Consider the following 16,926-nt stretch of genomic DNA (forward strand, 5'->3'; position numbering starts at 1 on the left):
CGCCGCCCGGTGACGGGCATGGAGGGCATGATCGGCGCAATTGGAATCGCAACAACCGACCTGACGCCACATGGTCAGGTGACACTGCACGGAGAAATCTGGGACGCGGTCAGCCGAGAACCGATCAAGCGAGGAGAAGAAGCGGAGGTCAGATCCGTTCAAGGACTGACCCTCACTGTTGCACCACCACAGAGATCATCGCCGTGAGGAGATCACAATGCCACTGTTGATTCCGCTGTTCCTGTTCCTCCTACTGATCTACGTCAGCTTCAAGCGTGTCATGGAATACGAACGCTTGGTTGTATTCGTCCTCGGGAAATTTCACATAGTGAAAGGACCAGGGATCCGAATCGTCGTCCCGATCCTGCAGCAAATGGTCCGTGTGAATCTCCAAATCGTTACCATGGAGGTTCCCTCTCAGGACATCATCACACGCGACAACATTTCCGTCAAAGTGAGCGCGGTGATTTTTCTGCGCGTCGTAGATCCGCAACGCGCTGTTTTGGCCGTCCAAGACTATCTCTACTCCACTTCGCAAATCGCCCAGACAACGCTGCGGAGCATCCTCGGTCAGAGCCAGCTGGATGATTTGCTAGCCAAGCGCGAAGAGATTAACGCCGAGTTGCAACGCATCATCGACCAGCAAACCGAGCCCTGGGGCGTCAAAGTCAGCGCGGTAGAAGTCAAGAACGTCGACCTTCCGCAGGAAATGCAACGCGCCATTGCGCGGCAGGCTGAAGCGGAACGGGAGCGTCGTGCCAAGATCATCCATGCCGAGGGCGAGTTTCAGGCCGCTCAAAAACTGGCAGATGCGGCCGACGTCATCGGCCGGAATCCTGCGGCGCTGCAACTGCGCTACCTGCAAACGCTCGTGGAAATTGCTGCAGAAAAGAACTCCACAACGATCTTCCCCATTCCGATCGATACCATCGCTCCCTTCTTCAAATGGCTGGGCCAAAAGTAGCGTGCTGAATGGGCCATTCGCCCCGTAGCTAGATTTCCACACCTGCGGCAACGCTGCCCCATCAATACCTTGGCATTCCTCATTAAGCTTTTCTAATAGTCCTGAGTTTTCCGACTGATCGAGGGCTCCGGTTCTCATCATCCATCCAGCACAAGAATTGCTGCGTAGTAGAACGTAGAAACGACGAGTAGCCTTTGAATCTAATCAACCGCGAAGTGGCTCTTACGTTATAGCAGTCATGAAGTCATTTTCTGGGTTCCCCCAAAGCGGGGAGAGGGCGCGAGGCTGCGAGAGGAGGATTGTCACCATGGATGATGAGCTGATTTCCAACGGCGACACCGAAAATCAACATCAGGTTCCGAAAGATGTCGATGCGGATGATGCGGAGGCCAGTGACCTCCTCGATGTGATTGAACGCGATTCAGCCGAAGCGAAGAACGAGCAAGAACGCCTGTCCGCCAAGGCGAGCGACAGATCGTCGAATGGTCCGTTTCTTTTGGAATCATTGTACTTCCGATCATTCGGGGAACGGGCGCTTCTCACACGAGAGGAAGAAGTCGCGCTGGCGAAACAAATCGATTACGGTACCAGAACCATTCGTGCGACGTTACACCAGGCCTTGCGATTGCTTGGGAGAGTGAAACGATCCGACATGCTGCTCGATGCCCAGCGAACGCTCCAGGCAGTCCGTCGTTTGAGCGGGCTTTCCGCCACCGCGCTCGACCAGGCGGAACACAGCTTGCAACGTGTCATCACGTCAGGCCCTCAGCCGACCAAAGTTCCACGGATGCTCACCAAACAATTGACGGCATGCCTGGCTTCCCTGCGGTCATCGCGCGGGATTCTCGAGAAAGGCAAGGATGAATTGGTCCGGTGCAATCTCCGCCTCGTCGTTGATGTAGCCAAACGTTACACAGGTCGGGGACTGACATTGTTGGATCTGGTCCAAGAAGGAAATATCGGATTGATGAAGGCAGCCGAACGGTATCAGTACCGCAAAGGATTCAAATTCAGCACCTATGCGACCTGGTGGATTCGTCAAGGCATCACACGTGCACTGGCCGACCAATCTCGAACGATCCGAATCCCCGTCCACCAAACAGAAGCGTCACACCGCATTCTCCGCGTCACCAGACGGCTCGGACAACAGCTCGGTCGTCCGGCACGCCTGGAAGAGATCGCCCAAGTCCTACGGATGCGACCGGACCGGCTTCATGAAACTGTGCAGGCGTTTCAGGAACCGGTCGCGCTCGAACACCTGGTTGGAGGCGGTGACACGGAATTTGGAGAGTTGCTGCCTGACCTCCAGGCTGTATCGCCAGATGAATACGTTCATCGGACGGAACGGACTCACCAGCTCGACCGGATTCTCGAAACACTTACTCCGCGCGAACAAATGGTGATTCGTCTCCGCTTCGGAATTGGGCAGGATCAACCCAGGACGCTCGAACAAGTAGGACAGAGTCTTTCAGTGACGCGCGAACGAATCCGGCAGATCGAGGCGAAGGCGCTGAAGAAACTCAAGACGCCGGAAGTCAAAGAGATGTTTGCTGCAATCAGATAAGTCTGGTCTATCCGACCGCCGAGAGGGCGAGGACACTGAGTCCTCGCCCTTTTAATATTCTCGACTTTCCCCTCGCTAAAACTTATGAGAGAATGGGCTTGGCTCTATCGTCCAAGACCTGATGAAGAACGCAACCGCGAGGCAGGCATACCAGTCGAGTTCTTTTCTTTCGCTTCTTGCCCTTCTGTTCCTTTTCGCCGCATCACTAGACAGCCCCGTCGTTTGGGCCAATCCGGGTGTTCCGCTCCCACCGCAAGAGGGTAAGTCTCTCTCTGTTCCCGCGGTCGTGGAAAAAGTTCGTCCTTCCGTCGTGACAATCCTCACCCGGGGAGTACCTGCAACTCCCTCGCAAGGTCAATCCGGTTCGGGTTCTGGATTAATCATTGATGAGAACGGATATATTCTGACCAACAACCATCTCGTGGCAGGCGTCAAAAGTCTCGTGGTCGGCCTCTCGACGGGTCGTCTCACACCAGGACGTGTCGTGGCCCGTGACTTTCTGCTCGACCTTGCCCTCGTCAAAATCACTGCCCCGGACTTAGTCCCAGCCACGTTGAGCCCGGCTCCATCACTCAACATCGGGGAAGCCGTCGTGGCTATCGGCAATCCCCTCGCCATGAGAGGTGGGCCCACCGTCACCGTCGGTGTCGTCAGCGCTCTTGATCGTTCCGTCCTCACTCCAGACGGCGAATCCCTCTACGACCTGATTCAAACGGATGCAGCCATCAATCCTGGTAATAGTGGTGGCCCACTGGTTGATCTTTCAGGGCAAGTGATCGGGATCAATGTCATCATCGCCCCGTCTGCTCAGGCGATCAGCTACGCGATTTCGATGGAGGCCATCTACCCGCACATTCAGTCGATGATTGTGCGAGGCACTGTGCTCCGCCCGGAATTAGGGTTTACCCCTGTCACGCTCACTCCGAGCATCATGGCCAGTTTTGGTCTTGAAGGCGACCGGGGCGTCTTGGTCCTGAACGTTGACGGCACCAAACCTGCGGCGCTTGCGGGTCTACAACAGGGCGATATCATTACCGCGCTCGATCATCACCAGCTCTATAACGTGGGGGATTTCTGGAATGCACTGCGGCGCACGGGGGACCAGCCTACCATCCAGCTGACAATTCAGGGAAAGGCAGGTCAGTCAATCATCACAATCTCGAAGCCGACATTACCGAAGGCAACTTCGTGACTCAGACTCACCTGACCACCTCCATCGATGACCATCTCGAGAGAGTGATCACGCGCTCGCCTCACGATGCAACTCGGTCGGCGGCCATATGCGAGTTTACCGAGCCAGTTCCTTATGCTGATGCCTGGAAGCTTCAGAAGCAGCTGCATGAGGATCGGGTCGCTGATCGTCGGCCGGACACGCTGCTGCTTCTCGAACACTCGCCCGTATTTACCGCGGGTCGTACCTCCCAAGCTTCGCACTGGAGGTGTGGAGAGACAGACCTCCACGCCTCTGGTCCACAGATTCATCCGGTCGACCGTGGAGGCGCTCTGACTTACCATGGCCCAGGACAACTGGTTGGATATCCCATCCTCCGGCTTACTCACTATGCCTCAGGGCCACGACAATACGTGCGACTGCTCGAAGATGTGATCATCGACACGCTCCGATTCTGGAAGATTCACGGCTATCGCGTAGACAAGAAGCCAGGAGTGTGGGTGCAGCTCCCTGAACAAGAGGCCAAGATCGCGGCCATCGGAGTCCGGATTGAACGAGCCGTGACCCTCCACGGATTTGCCCTCAATGTCGACATGGACCTGTCTCCTTTTTCTCGAATCGTGCCCTGCGGGCTTGCAGGCTGTCGCGTGACCTCGATGGCGGAAGCAATCGGTTCGACGGTGCCGCTCGCTGCTGTACGGTCGGCGTTGCGACAGACCTTCTCACATGCGTTCAATTGTGAATGGACTTCGGGAATGAGTGGGCCGCTCGAAGAGATGGGACCAGCGAGGTGAAACATGAATGAACTCGACACGCCGACATTCCGACTTGCTGTGGCGCAATTCGACCGCGCGGCAGAAGCGATGAACCTCGATAAGAATCTGCGCGAGCGCCTGAAACTTCCCCAACGATCGTTGGTTGTCAGCCTCCCTGTTCGTATGGATGACGGACGTGTCGAGGTCTTTACCGGCTACCGTGTTCAGCACGACTCGTCGCGTGGCCCTTCAAAAGGCGGCATTCGTTACCATCCCGACGTGAATCTTGGAGAAGTTGCCGCCCTGGCCATGTGGATGACGTGGAAATGTGCGCTGGCTGATTTGCCGTACGGTGGGGCGAAAGGTGGCGTGAAAGTTTCGCCCAAACGGTTGTCTCGAGCAGAACTGCAACGGTTGACCCGCCGCTACGCCGCAGAGATTTTCCCTCTGATTGGACCGGAGAAAGATGTGCCGGCGCCTGATGTCGGCACCGACGCACAGGTGATGGCCTGGATCATGGACACCTATAGCCAGCAAGTCGGGTATGCAGTCCCTGGTGTTGTCACAGGCAAGCCGCTATCGATTGGGGGAAGCCTGGGGAGGGAAGAGGCGACTGGCCGCGGAGTGGTGTACATTACGCTTGAAGCTTTGCGTCACTTGAAGATTGATGTCCGGAATACCACGGTCGCGATTCAAGGATTCGGGAATGTCGGTTCGCACACGGCTCTGATCATGCGAGAGTGCGGGGCTCGTGTGATAGCGGTCAGTGACGTGACCGGAGGACTCTACAACCCGGCTGGGCTCAACATCCCGGAACTGCTCCGCCGATACAAGACAGCTGGGGAACCGCTCAAAGACACGAAACTGGGTGATGCGATTACCAATGAAGAATTGCTCCAACTCGATTGCACAGTCTTGGTGCCTGCTGCACTCTCCGAGCAAATCACCACACGTAATGCCGCACAGCTCCGCTGCCGCGTACTAGTGGAAGGAGCGAACGGTCCGACGACGCTGGAGGCTGATCAGATCCTTGCAGACAAGGGTGTTTTTATTCTTCCGGATGTTCTTGCCAACTCGGGTGGCGTGATCGTGTCCTACTTCGAGTGGGTCCAGGACGTTCAGCGTTTCTTCTGGAAGGCCAAAGACATTCAAGAGCGGCTTCAAGAGATACAGAGTTCAGCGTTTCACCGGACTCTCCAGTTTGCGACAACCCAAAAGACCTCGATGCGTATGGCTGCTTTGATGAGCGGTATCGACAAGGTCGCTCAGGCGCATCTGCAAAGAGGATTGTATCCGTGAAATCTGACTTCTCCTCACCCAGCGGGGCCCGCTCGGAAGACGAAAACTAACTGAATCTTGTGGGAGATTACGCCCTAGCCACGATTGCCGGCATCTGGTTCGCGGACGGATTACTCTTGCTCCTAGTTCCTCAATTCATTATGACACACCTTCGCCAGACCCTCGCGGAATCACCGACAATCTTGCGCTGGGAGTGGCTCGCCGTAATTGGTGGGGGAATCATCCTGACCGCGGGACATAATCTTCGTTACCAGCCGCTGTGGATAGTGACGGCGGGAGTCATGATCGTGAAAGGACTCTTTTTGGCGATAGGGCCTTCCGATTGGAGAGCCCGTGTCCTTGATTGGTGTCTCAGCCGTGATGATGTGGACTACCGTTTTGGGGGTCTTGGTCTCTGCACCCTTGCGACGTTGCTACTCCATGCGTTAGGGTGGATCAGCGGCTCATAGCAACGCCCCAGACTAGGAACAGATCAGATGACCCGAAACACGATCGTCTCGCTCTGGGAAGCCCACAAGCTAGAACGCTGGCCTCGCCTCAACAGCCACCAGGAAGGACCCTTGATGACTCTTGACACAGTGATCAGCGGATGTGTCGTGTACTATCTCGATAACCCCGAAGGACTTGATCCCCAACGCCGTACGATCGTTGGAGATTGCTTGGCAGACCTTGATACCCTTGCGGAAGAACTGGACGAAGCCTCTCAACAATACTTTCAACGTCTCCGACAATTAGGTTCTCTCCTGCTCGCCCCATCCGATCCCGGTTGATGCTCGATAAGGAGCGGAGTGGGCGAATTAGACCGTGCCCTGCTTCACAAGTTCAGGGAACTTCAACAATATCCTTCTTCATGGGCGCTAGAAGATCGAGCAATTCCTCCCTTTCATTTGCCGAAACTTTGAATCTATCCAGCGCTCTGGTCAGGTCTTCGACCAGCGCTCTAAAATCCGCGTTTGAAATCTTCATCCCGGCATGCGTGGTTCTCATGTCACGACCACTGTAGGTGCAGGGACCTCCCATCGCCATGCACACTTGATCGATCAGATGTCCTTTCAGCTTCGGAATGTCCGCAGTCGCAAACCGTGCGTTAATCCTTGTATCCGCCACCACATTCACAACGAATTGATCGATCACGGCGGATATGGCCGTCTTGCCTCCCAACCGATCATACAAAGATCTCCCAACTGGCATGGGCCCTGGTTCTGAGCAACAAATGAGAGCCAACAAGACTCCAGCTCCAACCAGCCTTGTCGATAGACGCAGGAATGACCTCACTCAAACATCTCCTCGATGAATAATAATCCGGATGAGTCCCCCCTTGCGAACCGATACCAAAGTCGTGCGACAAAGGAATTTGCTGCACGCTGTCGAACCGCGATGACACAGCTCATGACTATGACACAGTTCTCCTCATCTCGTCGGGGTCTGCGACGCGCCTGAGCGTCCCCTCTATGCACGTACATCACGCTGAGCGGGCCTGCTTCCCATTGCAGCCCCTATCACTTCCTTGCAAGTTGAATAGGCCTTCGTTAGAATGAGCGGCGTTGGATGGCCCGCCACAATCGCCAACACCCCTGAAGACTGATCCATCCATCGAAGCAGGAACCAGGAGGAATCAATGAGAATGATGATGGTGCGAGTGGTGATGTTGAGCAGCCTGATCGTAGCTGTTCTCGTCGGATGGGATGTGCCGGGCTATGGAGAAGCTTATGAGCTGAGTAAAAATGATGTGATGGACCCTAAAACAGTGAAGAGTTCTGAAATCGCCCTGTTTGGAGTAAAGCTGGGGGATCCCGAAGCCAAAGCCTTAGATATCCTCATCAACGAAAAGATTCCCGGCATCAAGGTCGAGCAAGAGGCTTTGTTTATCTTCTTACTCGATCAGCGAAAACCGACAGGCCCGATGGCCGGCGTCCGTATTCAAGATGGGAAAGTCGACCTGATCTTTATCAATAACCGCTTTGCCTATAAGACGCGTGGCATCTTCCGAAATGTGTTGAACAGCGAAAGCCCTGAGGACGTGCGGAAACTGCTAGGCCAGGAAGAATATGGGGACGAAAACGTAATGGGCGCCGTGTTGGCTTATGACAAACAGGGGTTTGTGGTCAACTATCTTGGGAAAGACGTGAACGTCGAATTCTCCATGCAGCGCTAAGATCGCTGTTTCTGGAGTCTGACCGACGCGGGCGCACAAAACTGGATTCCGACTCTCGGTTTAACGAATAACCCGACCGTACAGGTTTTTCCCCTCCGCGACTCTCTCCCGCAATTCCACTATTCCACGTTGATCGCGACAGAGGAACTGTCCGGGCATCAATGGATGAAGGAGTTCGCCTGAAGCCCGAAGTTGATAAGGTTCTTCGCTGTGTCCCAGCGACGGTTGGAGTTAAGGATGACCAGCAGGAGATCACTTCCATTCTGGGAAACTTTGGCAATGAGACATCGTCCTGCTTTGGAAGTAAAGCCGGTTTTGATCCCTTCAACCCCGGGAATGCGACCGAGGAGCCGGTTCGTGTTGTGAAGCACATAGGGCCGATAACCGTTGACCGGCACGATGATCGAACGTTCTTCGCGAACCAACTGGCGGAAGGTCGGCTGTTGAAGCGCGATTTGGCTCAATTGCGCTAAATCCTCCGCTGTAGAATAATGGTCGAGTCCGTCAAATCCGCATGCATTGCTGAAATGCGTATCTCCAAGGCCTAGGGCGGCGGCCTTGGCATTCATCAGCGCGACGAACTGGTCTTCATCACCACCAACATGCTCGACCGCGGCTAGACAGGCGTCGTTCGCCGACACGATCAGCATCGCTTTGAGGAGGTCCTCCAGACGGAACACTTGACCCGGCTTCAACCTCAAATGAGTCTTGTGTGCACGGGCCGCATTTTTACTGACCGTCACCTGATCGTCCAGCCGTCCTAGTTCAAGTATTACCAGGGCCGACATGATCTTGGTTAAGCTGGCGGGAGACAAACGCTTTCCCGCCTCGTGCTCATAAAGGATGCGCCCGCTATTCAATTCCTTGAGGAGAATGCTGTGAGCAGGAACTTTTCGCCATGGGAGAGGGCGCCCATCTGCGAACATGGGATGGGCCTGCGAAGCAGAAACCCGGTCCTTTTCTGCCAATGCCGTCGAGGGTGACAAGATTGTGACGCCCCACGACATAAGCAGGAGTAAGGCACCCAGAAAGAGTCGCAACAGGGCAGATATTGTCAGTGGCATCGCCGAGTCCCTAGCGTACAGTTTAGAGCGTGAACGATTCCCGCACCTTTGAACCTCGGAAACCGCTGTCGATGACCTTATGAAAGAAGCGAAGCAGATCAGCAAGATCAATCCAAAACCCACAATTCAAGCAGCGGGCATAAAGTCGGCGATTCATCAGCGTATAGTGACGCTCAACCATCATAAACCCTTTGCACTTAAGACAATCCATCCGTCCCCATTCGAGAATGACCAGTTATCGAATCCGATTCATGACCAATGCGACACAACCGGCCAGAAGTCCCCCGCCGAGGATTGTCGTTCCAAACGACAAGTACCCACCATGGGGATGTGTCCCATCAAAAAGGTCACGGACGCCACCCTGCACCATCAGCACAGAGAGAGTGAGCAGCGCTCCGATCGCAAACCACCACGTAAAGGATCTCACGAGCACCCACGCCGCAGGCCGTTGAGAGGCCTTGAACCCGCCCCTGACGGCCACTCTAGCCGAGGGTCTTAGGGCTGTCAAGCAGACGGCGGATTCGTTCCTCCATCGATCTGCGTGTGCCTGTCACCTGCTCGTCATCGAGCATCGGAAGCCGGAACACGCCCGGTTTTCAAGCCTCGATGGAGAAAAACGGAGACGGATCCGTTTCCATTGTCAGCTGTCACGAGACCAGGTTCTTCGGCTTCTTTCGTCGTCACCCGATAGACTGCCACAGCAAAAGGACCGGCCTTCGTTCGATAGTTTCTTGGGGGATATTCAAATGTCCCATCCCCTCGGCCAAATAGAATGGACAAATCGCTCGACTGCAGGTTCACGATCGCGACATCTGCGCGGCGATCGCCATTGAAGTCTCTGGCAAGCCCGAAGTTCGGCCCGGCATCGGCACCGGAATCGCGACCGGCTTGGAATGTGGCGTCACCTTTGCCTAAGAACGTCGTAAAGCTGTCCCGTTCACCATTGATGACCAGCATGTCTTGGACTCGATCATCGTTAAAGTCTCCGAAGCTCACCCCCAGCGGACGTTTCCCGCTCCGATAGTCCGTCGGACCTCGAAATGTTCCGTCTCCATTCCCGATCCAGATTGAGACTGCATTTGACATCGGTCCACCGTTGGTGACGGCGAGGTCCAGCTTCCCATCGCCGTTCAAATCGGCTAACGCCACCGATGTCGGCGTATCCCCATATTCGTATTGCGCTCCATGTTGAAATTCTCCTGCGCTTGTTCCCAAAAACACTTTCACCTTGTCGTTCCGGAGTGCCACGACGAGATCAGGGACTTGATCACCGTTGAGATCACCACTTGTAATGGCAACCGGCGTGCGATGCACTGGATACTGAGGACCTTCGTCCAATTTCCCATCAGCGCGCCCGAAAAGGACGGCGATTTCGTCGCTTCCGGAGCATGCGAGGACGACGTCCGGATACTGATCTCGATTGAATAAACTCACCGCCATTGAACGAGGCTCTCGGCACACGTGAAGCTGTATCTGATCACGAAAGGTCCCGTCCCCATTCCCTAACAAGATCGAGAGCGTATTGCTGCCGATATTCGTGGTGACGAGATCAGTGATGCCGTCTTGATTGAGATCTACAGGATTGACTGTTGTCGGATTTTTCCCAACTTTGTAACTGGCGAAGTAATAAAACAAATCCGGAGGAACATAGGGGTCTTGTTTCGAACATCCTCCCGTTAGCAGGTGGGAGAAAATCGACGCCACGATCAGCATCCTTGGAAGACGACTATCGCCTCTCTGCACTCTCGCCGTCATACTCAACTCCTCGCGCAAAAACCGAGTTGTTCACGGTTCCCCTCGTACGAGCGCGGCATCCCTTTCCAGTCACCGCCAAAAGAGTTTCGGCAGTATACAGACCACTCCTGGCCCTGGCAATCAACCGGCCGCCCAACCCGATTTCAGAACTACCCATTGCGAGTCTTTGAGCGCCTTCAGAGGCTTTGATACTTGCGAACCGTCTAGGGTAGAATGTCATTCTTTTGAAGGAGGATTGTCATGGGGAACATGGTCAAGGTACCGTTGACGATGTACGGAGTCGCTGAAGTCCTACACTGGTGCCACGATCGAAACAAAGGTCGTGTGCCTGGTGTGGACACCGCAGGTTTTGAGAAGATGAAGGCGCTCTTGGCCGAAAAACCGCAGGGAGCAGATTATTTTACGCTCGACCAATTTTGGAAGAAGAAAGTCACGCTCGAATTGACCGAGGAAGAAATTGCCACGATCGACCGGTGTCTCTACGATATTCCGAACTTCGACAACGAGCCACTTCCCCAGATCCGCCACAAATTCTGGCCACAGCAACCGGCTGCTCATTAATCTGAGGAAGGGGTTGAACCGTTTCAATCCCTTCCTTATCTTTCGGACATTCGACGATCCGACTCGGTCCTACAAAGGATCATGGTGCGTGAAACATATGCTTATTGTCGGAGTCGGTAGAGGCTCAAATCCGGAGGGTCAGTCTACCAGGAGGATAGGACGAGAAGATCTTAGAGCGTTCCTTCACCCTTAAGGTACCGACGAAACCGATTCATGAGTTCGGCCCCGAGGGTCCCGCCTTCCGGCTTTTTCGTATTCGGATCAGCGAAATGTCCACGAATCTCTTGGAGACGCTTCTCCGCCTGCTCATTGCCTTGAAGACGCTTGGTTTTTTCCATCGCCGTGTCAAACGCGTCAAACGTCAGCTCATTGTAGCCAAAGGAGCGGATGCGCTTGACAGCTTTCATCATCGCTTGATTTCGAAACGTGGTGAGATGGTCCGAGTCAATCTCTTTGAGACCGAGCTTGCGGGCTCGCCGTTCCGCCGCCTTTCGAATTCCGCTCCGCACAAAATCAGGCGATGTCTGCAACCGTTTCCACGCCTCATCCGTCCAGGCTACCCGTTCCTGCGGTGCCCCCCATAACGCCAGCAGCGTTGCTTCATCGATAAGCGTCATACCCTTTTCTCGGGCAAGATCCTCAGTGTCTCTCTTGAGCATGTCCGTCACAAACTCGATGGCGATCGGAGGAGACTGCTTAAGCTTGTCCTGAAGTCGAGCCAATGCTCCCTCCGTCCACTCGAGCGGCGGACCTTCCGCTTCTCGAAGATCGCCCAGCGCTTCGACCCGTTCGAACAGATCAACGTTTACTTCGAGATGCCCGCGTTCTCGTGCGATCTCCTCGGCTATCTGTTTAATCATGCCGCGCATGAACTCGGGAACCGTGGCGAGCCGCTCTTTTGCTGCCGCCGTCCACGGCAGATTTCCCTGCTCCATTTGGTCGGCTGCCGCCGCCATACCGGCTTCACCACCCATTCGACCCATCATTTGACTCTTGAATTGGTCGAGGGTCTCTTCGGTGATTTCGGTATAACCTAGTTCGCGTGCTTTTTTCTCGGCAAGACGACGAACCATTCCGCGCAGAAACGCTGGAGCGCGCTCCATACGTTTTAATGCCCCATCAGTCCACCGTACGTCGGTTGCGACTGCTTCGTTCGGTTCGGAAGAACTCATGATTCCGATGTCCTTCGCTATGAATTCAGCAACTCTTTCAATTCCTTGCCGGCTTTGAAGAAGGGAACCTTCTTGGCCGGGACCGCCACCGTGGCCCCGGTCTTGGGGTTCCGTCCTTCTTTCATCCGACGCGCCCGCAGACGAAAGCTGCCGAAGCCCCGGATCTCCGTCTTGTCGCCGTTCTTCAATGAATCTCGGACACAATCAAAAATCGTATTGACCACGACCTCCGCCTGACGTTTCGTCAACGTGGCGACTTGTTCCGAGACTCGCTCGATAATCTGCGCCTTGGTCATATCGAATTCCCTCCTCTCATCAATTTGGCCATCGATGATCAACTGCTCGAGACCAACATCTAGTACGCCATGAGATACTTCAGACTGACACCCGAGTGAAAATCCAACTGGGGGAACAACGTGGGTAACCGCGACTCCAACAACTCCCTGATAGAAAATCTTCGGCGAGGCTCCACGACTTTCGGTTCCCCTTCGATCCCAGAGAGGTCCGCGGCAAGCTGAATCGCGTCTTCGAGATTACCCAACTCATCGACCAGTTTCGCATCTTTGGCTTGTCGGCCGGTGAAAATCCTCCCGTCGGCAAGCGCTTTGACGTCGGCCACTTCGAGAGATCGGCCGGCGGCGACCGCTTCGATAAACTGTTTGTGGACATCGTCCATGACAGATTGCAGCAAAGCCTGTTCCTCGTCGCTCATTTTCCTGAGGGGTGAGCCGACATCTTTGTAGCGCCCGCTCTTTATTACTACTCCTTCAACTCCGATTTTCTTCAGGAGGCCTTCGATATTGGCCATCTCCATAATGACACCAATACTTCCGGTCAACGTCCCGGGGTTGGCCAGGATTCGATCGGTGGCGGCAGCAATATAATAACCGCCTGACGCGGCAACCGTCCCCATCGATGCGATAACAGCTTTATTGCTCTTATTCCGGACACGCTGCACAGCATCGTAGATTTCCTGCGACGGCACGACGCCGCCACCGGGACTGTCGATACGCAAGACGATCGCTTTGATCGAAGGGTTCTCTCCGAACCGTTTCAACTCTCCAACGGTCGTTTGGGAATCGAGGATGACCCCTTCGATGCGCACGAGTGCGATCCGGTCCTCGGTCGATAAATCCAAATCCGGGAAGAAGAGATTGATGAGCACGAGCAGAAGAATCCCGCCGCCGAGCACCCAACGCACGATACGCCAAGCGCTCCATTTGGTCTTTTTGCCCGAATGTTCTTCACTCATGTGTCACTCGCGAGCATGAGTCCGATACGTTGAGCCATCAGGCCACAACCCTCGCTCACAAATGTTCGAGCGAGGCTGCGTTGCCTTGACTATTTCTCGTCCTCAGCCTGCCCGCGTTTACGGCTCTGTTTCGCCGCACGTCCCAAGCTCTGATCCAACGCGCCTTGCGCAGCGTGGTACTCGTCGACCTGCTGGCGCTCCGAATCGAGTTGTAGGTCACGCAGACTGAGTGCGATCTTCCGTTCCTCGCGATCCACTTTGATAATTTTGGCTGCCACGTCGTCCTGCAATTTAAATTTCTCTTCGAGCTTGACGTGATGGTCAAGACCGATTTCACTGACATGAATCAGCCCTTCAACCCCACCCCCCAATTCGACGAAAATTCCGAAGTCCGCTACCTTGCTGACCTTACCATTGACCGCATCACCGACTCGGTAGCGGCTCGGAATCTCATCATCCCAGGGGTCACGCGTCAACTGCTTGAACCCTAGAGACAGCCGTTCCTTCTCCTTATCAAGGCGTAGCACAACGGCCTCGACTTTCTGCCCCTTCTTAAAGAGCTCGGATGGATGTTTGACGTGCTTGGTCCACGACATGTCGGAAATATGGATCAAGCCGTCGATCCCCTCCTCCAAACCAATGAATGCGCCGAAATCGGTGAGGCTCTTCACTTTGCCTTCAATCCTGGTTCCAACGGGATATTTCTCTTCCACCATATTCCAGGGATTGGGGGCGGTTTGCTTCATGCCCAGAGAGATCTTGCGGCTGGCAGGGTCCACGTTCAACACGGCTGCCTCGACCTGGTCACCAATTGATACCACGCGGGACGGATGGCGGACTTCGTGTGTCCAAGACATCTCGGACACATGCACCAGGCCCTCCACGCCCGGTTCGATTTCCACGAAAGCTCCGTAATCCGTCAGGCTGACTACGCGTCCTTTGATACGAGTGCCGATCGGATATTTGTTCGCTACGTTGGTCCATGGATCCGCGGTTTTCTGCTTGAGACCCAGCGAAATCCTGCCTGTCTCCCGATCATACTTGAGAACCGTCACCTCAACCCGGTCACCGACGGTAAACATTTCGGAGGGATGACCGACTCGTCCCCACGACATATCGGTGATGTGGAGCAGGCCGTCGATGCCGCCGAGATCGATGAAGGCCCCGTAGTCCGTGATGTTCTTGACGGTCCCGTGAATCAACTGCCCTTCTTTCAACGTCGACAAGGTTGTCTGCCGCTTCTTGTCGCGAGTCTCCTCCAAGAGAACCCGGCGCGACACCACCACATTGCCGCGGCGATGATTGATCTTGATGATCTTGAGCGGCACGACGCGACCGACGAGACCATCCAGATCGCGTACCGGATGTAAATCGATCTGCGAACCCGGGAGAAACGCTTTGACGCCGATGTCCACCATCATGCCGCCTTTGATTCGGGAAATAATCTTGCCTTCAATACTCTTTTCTTCCTTGTGCAGCTTCTCCAGTTCCTCCCAAATCTTCATTTTATCGGCTTTTTCTTTGGAGAGAACTAGATTACCCTCCGCGTCTTCGCATTCTTCGATATACACTTGAAGACGATCGCCGACCTTAATCTGTTGGAGCTCTTCGGCGGAAAATTGATCGCTCGGGATCATGCCTTCGGATTTATATCCGATGTCCACAACTACCTTGTCTTTGGTCAAGGCCACAACGCGGCCTTCCGTGATGGTGCCCTCCTCGAGGTTACGGAATGTTTCCTCATAGAGGGCCGCCAATGCGGCACGATCCAACTGTTGGTCACTCTGGTTCGAAACCGTACTCATGGGGTCTTCCTACTCTTCCGAACAAGTCGGGTGCTGATAGTAAAAAACCGGAACTCACTCAGCGCTGCGGGTTCCGGCTGTGTCGTGACGGGTCGGCGGCTCGACTCCTCCGAGCGCGGCGATTCGATCCATCACTGTCTGACTGACCTCCTGATAAAACTTTTTCCCCTCGCCATTTTCTCGCGCAGGAACAAATGCAATCGGATCTCCGTATGTCACTGTCACCGAACGGAACCGCGGCCACTTTGCTCGGACCGGCAATACCTCATGGGTTCCCTTCAAGTACGCGGGAATGACCGGGCACCCTGTTTGCGCCACAATCATCCCGATCCCTGCTTTAGCCGGTTGCAATTGCCCATCATCGGTGCGGGTGCCTTCTGGAAAGATGACGACGACCTTGCCTTCCCTGATTAAGCTGACAGCCTTCCCGAATGCATCCCGATCCAAGCGCCCAAGCCGCAACGGAATCCATCCGAGCCATTGCAACACTTGGTTCACTCCCCGGACAGGAAACAAATCACTTCGTCCCAAATACCACGCCCGCCGTCGCATCCCGCATCCTAAGAGCGGGATATCGAGATAACTGGCGTGATTTGCCGCGACGATGAAGCCGCCGGTCTTCGGCACTTGCCCGACAACTTGAAATCGAAAACATAACCGTGCAACCGTCCTGACCAGAATCCAGAGAACTCCATAGGTCACTGAACTCACAATTTGGCCGCGATCGCAGCCATCATACGATCGACCACCGCCTCCACCGTCAAGGTCGACGTATCAATGTGCAGCGCATCCTCAGCCGCCACGAGGGGCGCGATTGCCCGTGTCCGATCCCTGGTGTCACGCCCGATCAAGTCGGCATTGGTCTGTTCGAGGGCCCCGGTATGTCCAGCCGCGACCAATTCTCGATGCCGCCGATGTGTCCGGACATCGGCGTCGGCCTCGAGAAAAAACTTTACACCTGCTTGAGGGAATACCTTTGTCCCGATGTCACGGCCTTCGGCAACCACCGCGCCAGCACTCCCAATTTGACGCTGAACCGGCAGCAGCCAGGCCCGCACCGCTGGAATAGCCGAGACGATCGAAGCAGCAGCCGACACTGCTGGTGTGCGAAGTTCGTCCGTCACGTTCTTCCCGTTCACCAAGACCTTGACCGATCCATTCTGGAACAGCATCTGAACCGATGTTTCAGGAAGCAGCGATTCGACCGCCTCGGACTCGGCCGGGTCCACACCATGGTGAAGGACACTCCAGGCAACTGCTCGATACAGCCCCCCCGTATCTAGATAGAGATATCCCAGTCGTGCAGCCAGCAATTTTGCAACGGTGCTCTTCCCAACGCCGGCTGGACCATCGATCGCAACAATCATCCGGTTGAGTTTTCCACTTTTCGCTTTAGCTTTCTCCCCCAC

At 55.0% G+C, this 16,926-nt stretch carries 21 protein-coding genes; 10 read left to right on the forward strand and 11 right to left on the reverse strand.

The annotated features are described in order from the left end of the window. The 8 genes from VEI50_08535 to VEI50_08570 all read left to right on the forward strand — a co-directional run. Nucleotides 1-207, forward strand: a 207-nt coding sequence (locus tag VEI50_08535; protein ID HXX75163.1) for an NfeD family protein, incomplete at its 5' end; no start/stop codon positions are given. Between the two features lie 10 nt (nucleotides 208-217). Next, nucleotides 218-964: a slipin family protein gene (locus VEI50_08540; GenBank protein HXX75164.1), complete on the forward strand. Its 747-nt coding sequence runs from the start codon at nucleotides 218-220 to the stop codon at nucleotides 962-964. Between the two features lie 307 nt (nucleotides 965-1,271). Then, entirely contained in the window at nucleotides 1,272-2,528 is a 1,257-nt protein-coding gene (locus VEI50_08545) for a sigma-70 family RNA polymerase sigma factor (protein HXX75165.1), read from the forward strand. A gap of 121 nt (nucleotides 2,529-2,649) precedes the next feature. Then, nucleotides 2,650-3,720 (forward strand): trypsin-like peptidase domain-containing protein, encoded by a 1,071-nt coding sequence (locus VEI50_08550; GenBank protein ID HXX75166.1) that lies wholly within the window; start codon nucleotides 2,650-2,652, stop codon nucleotides 3,718-3,720. Next, nucleotides 3,717-4,493 (forward strand): lipoyl(octanoyl) transferase LipB, encoded by a 777-nt coding sequence (lipB, locus tag VEI50_08555; protein HXX75167.1) that lies wholly within the window; start codon nucleotides 3,717-3,719, stop codon nucleotides 4,491-4,493. The genes VEI50_08550 and lipB overlap by 4 nt, the downstream gene beginning before the upstream one ends. Nucleotides 4,494-4,496: 3 nt before the next feature. After that, nucleotides 4,497-5,753: a Glu/Leu/Phe/Val dehydrogenase gene (locus tag VEI50_08560; GenBank protein HXX75168.1), complete on the forward strand. Its 1,257-nt coding sequence runs from the start codon at nucleotides 4,497-4,499 to the stop codon at nucleotides 5,751-5,753. A gap of 140 nt (nucleotides 5,754-5,893) precedes the next feature. Beyond that, nucleotides 5,894-6,202, forward strand: a complete 309-nt coding sequence (locus tag VEI50_08565; protein ID HXX75169.1) for a hypothetical protein — start codon at nucleotides 5,894-5,896, stop codon at nucleotides 6,200-6,202. Nucleotides 6,203-6,229: 27 nt separating this feature from the next. Then, nucleotides 6,230-6,523, forward strand: a complete 294-nt coding sequence (locus VEI50_08570; protein ID HXX75170.1) for a hypothetical protein — start codon at nucleotides 6,230-6,232, stop codon at nucleotides 6,521-6,523. 52 nt (nucleotides 6,524-6,575) lie between these two features. Here VEI50_08570 and VEI50_08575 read toward each other — a convergent pair whose 3' ends face one another. After that, complete coding sequence (locus tag VEI50_08575) at nucleotides 6,576-6,944, reverse strand: group 1 truncated hemoglobin (protein ID HXX75171.1); 369 nt, start codon at nucleotides 6,942-6,944, stop codon at nucleotides 6,576-6,578. A 427-nt stretch (nucleotides 6,945-7,371) separates the two neighbouring features. Here VEI50_08575 and VEI50_08580 point away from each other — a divergent pair, with 427 nt between their 5' ends. Beyond that, a complete protein-coding gene (locus tag VEI50_08580; protein HXX75172.1) occupies nucleotides 7,372-7,908 on the forward strand; it encodes a hypothetical protein in 537 nt (178 codons plus the stop codon). A gap of 158 nt (nucleotides 7,909-8,066) precedes the next feature. Here VEI50_08580 and VEI50_08585 read toward each other — a convergent pair whose 3' ends face one another. Genes VEI50_08585 through VEI50_08600 form a run of 4 tightly spaced genes read right to left on the reverse strand, consistent with a single transcriptional unit; the run spans nucleotide 8,067 to nucleotide 10,727 of the window. Continuing rightward, a complete protein-coding gene (locus VEI50_08585) occupies nucleotides 8,067-8,972 on the reverse strand; it encodes a D-alanyl-D-alanine carboxypeptidase family protein (GenBank protein HXX75173.1) in 906 nt (301 codons plus the stop codon). Between the two features lie 22 nt (nucleotides 8,973-8,994). Next, nucleotides 8,995-9,183 (reverse strand): hypothetical protein, encoded by a 189-nt coding sequence (locus VEI50_08590; GenBank protein ID HXX75174.1) that lies wholly within the window; start codon nucleotides 9,181-9,183, stop codon nucleotides 8,995-8,997. Between the two features lie 24 nt (nucleotides 9,184-9,207). Next, nucleotides 9,208-9,480: a hypothetical protein gene (locus VEI50_08595; protein HXX75175.1), complete on the reverse strand. Its 273-nt coding sequence runs from the start codon at nucleotides 9,478-9,480 to the stop codon at nucleotides 9,208-9,210. A 53-nt stretch (nucleotides 9,481-9,533) separates the two neighbouring features. Next, nucleotides 9,534-10,727, reverse strand: a complete 1,194-nt coding sequence (locus VEI50_08600; protein ID HXX75176.1) for a VCBS repeat-containing protein — start codon at nucleotides 10,725-10,727, stop codon at nucleotides 9,534-9,536. Between the two features lie 240 nt (nucleotides 10,728-10,967). On the opposite strand from VEI50_08600, the gene VEI50_08605 reads away from it, so the two are divergent. Further along, nucleotides 10,968-11,288: a hypothetical protein gene (locus VEI50_08605; protein HXX75177.1), complete on the forward strand. Its 321-nt coding sequence runs from the start codon at nucleotides 10,968-10,970 to the stop codon at nucleotides 11,286-11,288. 170 nt (nucleotides 11,289-11,458) lie between these two features. Here VEI50_08605 and VEI50_08610 read toward each other — a convergent pair whose 3' ends face one another. The 6 genes from VEI50_08610 to cmk form a co-directional block, all read right to left on the reverse strand. Next, the gene (locus tag VEI50_08610; GenBank protein HXX75178.1) at nucleotides 11,459-12,460 is read right to left on the reverse strand and encodes a PCP reductase family protein; all 1,002 of its coding nucleotides are present in this window, start codon (nucleotides 12,458-12,460) and stop codon (nucleotides 11,459-11,461) included. 17 nt (nucleotides 12,461-12,477) lie between these two features. Beyond that, a complete protein-coding gene (locus VEI50_08615; protein HXX75179.1) occupies nucleotides 12,478-12,756 on the reverse strand; it encodes an HU family DNA-binding protein in 279 nt (92 codons plus the stop codon). 59 nt (nucleotides 12,757-12,815) lie between these two features. Continuing rightward, nucleotides 12,816-13,712 (reverse strand): signal peptide peptidase SppA, encoded by an 897-nt coding sequence (sppA, locus tag VEI50_08620; protein ID HXX75180.1) that lies wholly within the window; start codon nucleotides 13,710-13,712, stop codon nucleotides 12,816-12,818. Nucleotides 13,713-13,801: 89 nt separating this feature from the next. Then, nucleotides 13,802-15,517, reverse strand: coding sequence for a 30S ribosomal protein S1 (locus VEI50_08625; GenBank protein ID HXX75181.1), 1,716 nt, complete (start codon nucleotides 15,515-15,517; stop codon nucleotides 13,802-13,804). A 54-nt stretch (nucleotides 15,518-15,571) separates the two neighbouring features. Next, a complete protein-coding gene (locus VEI50_08630) occupies nucleotides 15,572-16,228 on the reverse strand; it encodes a lysophospholipid acyltransferase family protein (protein ID HXX75182.1) in 657 nt (218 codons plus the stop codon). Further along, nucleotides 16,225-16,926 (reverse strand): (d)CMP kinase, encoded by a 702-nt coding sequence (cmk, locus tag VEI50_08635; GenBank protein HXX75183.1) that lies wholly within the window; start codon nucleotides 16,924-16,926, stop codon nucleotides 16,225-16,227. Before cmk ends, VEI50_08630 begins: the two co-directional genes overlap by 4 nt.

The organism is Nitrospiraceae bacterium, assembly GCA_035623075.1.
Classification (GTDB): domain Bacteria; phylum Nitrospirota; class Nitrospiria; order Nitrospirales; family Nitrospiraceae; genus DASPUC01.

Excerpts from the sequence above, each read along its gene's own strand:
- VEI50_08540 (HXX75164.1), top strand. The coding sequence starts at position 218 with ATGCCACTGTTGATTCCGCTGTTCCTGTTCCTCCTACTGATCTACGTC.
- VEI50_08545 (HXX75165.1), top strand. The coding sequence starts at position 1,272 with ATGGATGATGAGCTGATTTCCAACGGCGACACCGAAAATCAACATCAG.
- VEI50_08550 (HXX75166.1), top strand. The coding sequence starts at position 2,650 with ATGAAGAACGCAACCGCGAGGCAGGCATACCAGTCGAGTTCTTTTCTT.
- VEI50_08560 (HXX75168.1), top strand. The coding sequence starts at position 4,497 with ATGAATGAACTCGACACGCCGACATTCCGACTTGCTGTGGCGCAATTC.
- VEI50_08565 (HXX75169.1), top strand. The coding sequence starts at position 5,894 with ATGACACACCTTCGCCAGACCCTCGCGGAATCACCGACAATCTTGCGC.
- VEI50_08570 (HXX75170.1), top strand. The coding sequence starts at position 6,230 with ATGACCCGAAACACGATCGTCTCGCTCTGGGAAGCCCACAAGCTAGAA.
- VEI50_08575 (HXX75171.1), bottom strand. The coding sequence starts at position 6,944 with ATGCCAGTTGGGAGATCTTTGTATGATCGGTTGGGAGGCAAGACGGCC.
- VEI50_08580 (HXX75172.1), top strand. The coding sequence starts at position 7,372 with ATGAGAATGATGATGGTGCGAGTGGTGATGTTGAGCAGCCTGATCGTA.
- VEI50_08585 (HXX75173.1), bottom strand. The coding sequence starts at position 8,972 with ATGCCACTGACAATATCTGCCCTGTTGCGACTCTTTCTGGGTGCCTTA.
- VEI50_08590 (HXX75174.1), bottom strand. The coding sequence starts at position 9,183 with ATGGATTGTCTTAAGTGCAAAGGGTTTATGATGGTTGAGCGTCACTAT.
- VEI50_08600 (HXX75176.1), bottom strand. The coding sequence starts at position 10,727 with ATGACGGCGAGAGTGCAGAGAGGCGATAGTCGTCTTCCAAGGATGCTG.
- VEI50_08605 (HXX75177.1), top strand. The coding sequence starts at position 10,968 with ATGGGGAACATGGTCAAGGTACCGTTGACGATGTACGGAGTCGCTGAA.
- VEI50_08610 (HXX75178.1), bottom strand. The coding sequence starts at position 12,460 with ATGAGTTCTTCCGAACCGAACGAAGCAGTCGCAACCGACGTACGGTGG.
- VEI50_08615 (HXX75179.1), bottom strand. The coding sequence starts at position 12,756 with ATGACCAAGGCGCAGATTATCGAGCGAGTCTCGGAACAAGTCGCCACG.
- sppA (HXX75180.1), bottom strand. The coding sequence starts at position 13,712 with ATGAGTGAAGAACATTCGGGCAAAAAGACCAAATGGAGCGCTTGGCGT.
- VEI50_08625 (HXX75181.1), bottom strand. The coding sequence starts at position 15,517 with ATGAGTACGGTTTCGAACCAGAGTGACCAACAGTTGGATCGTGCCGCA.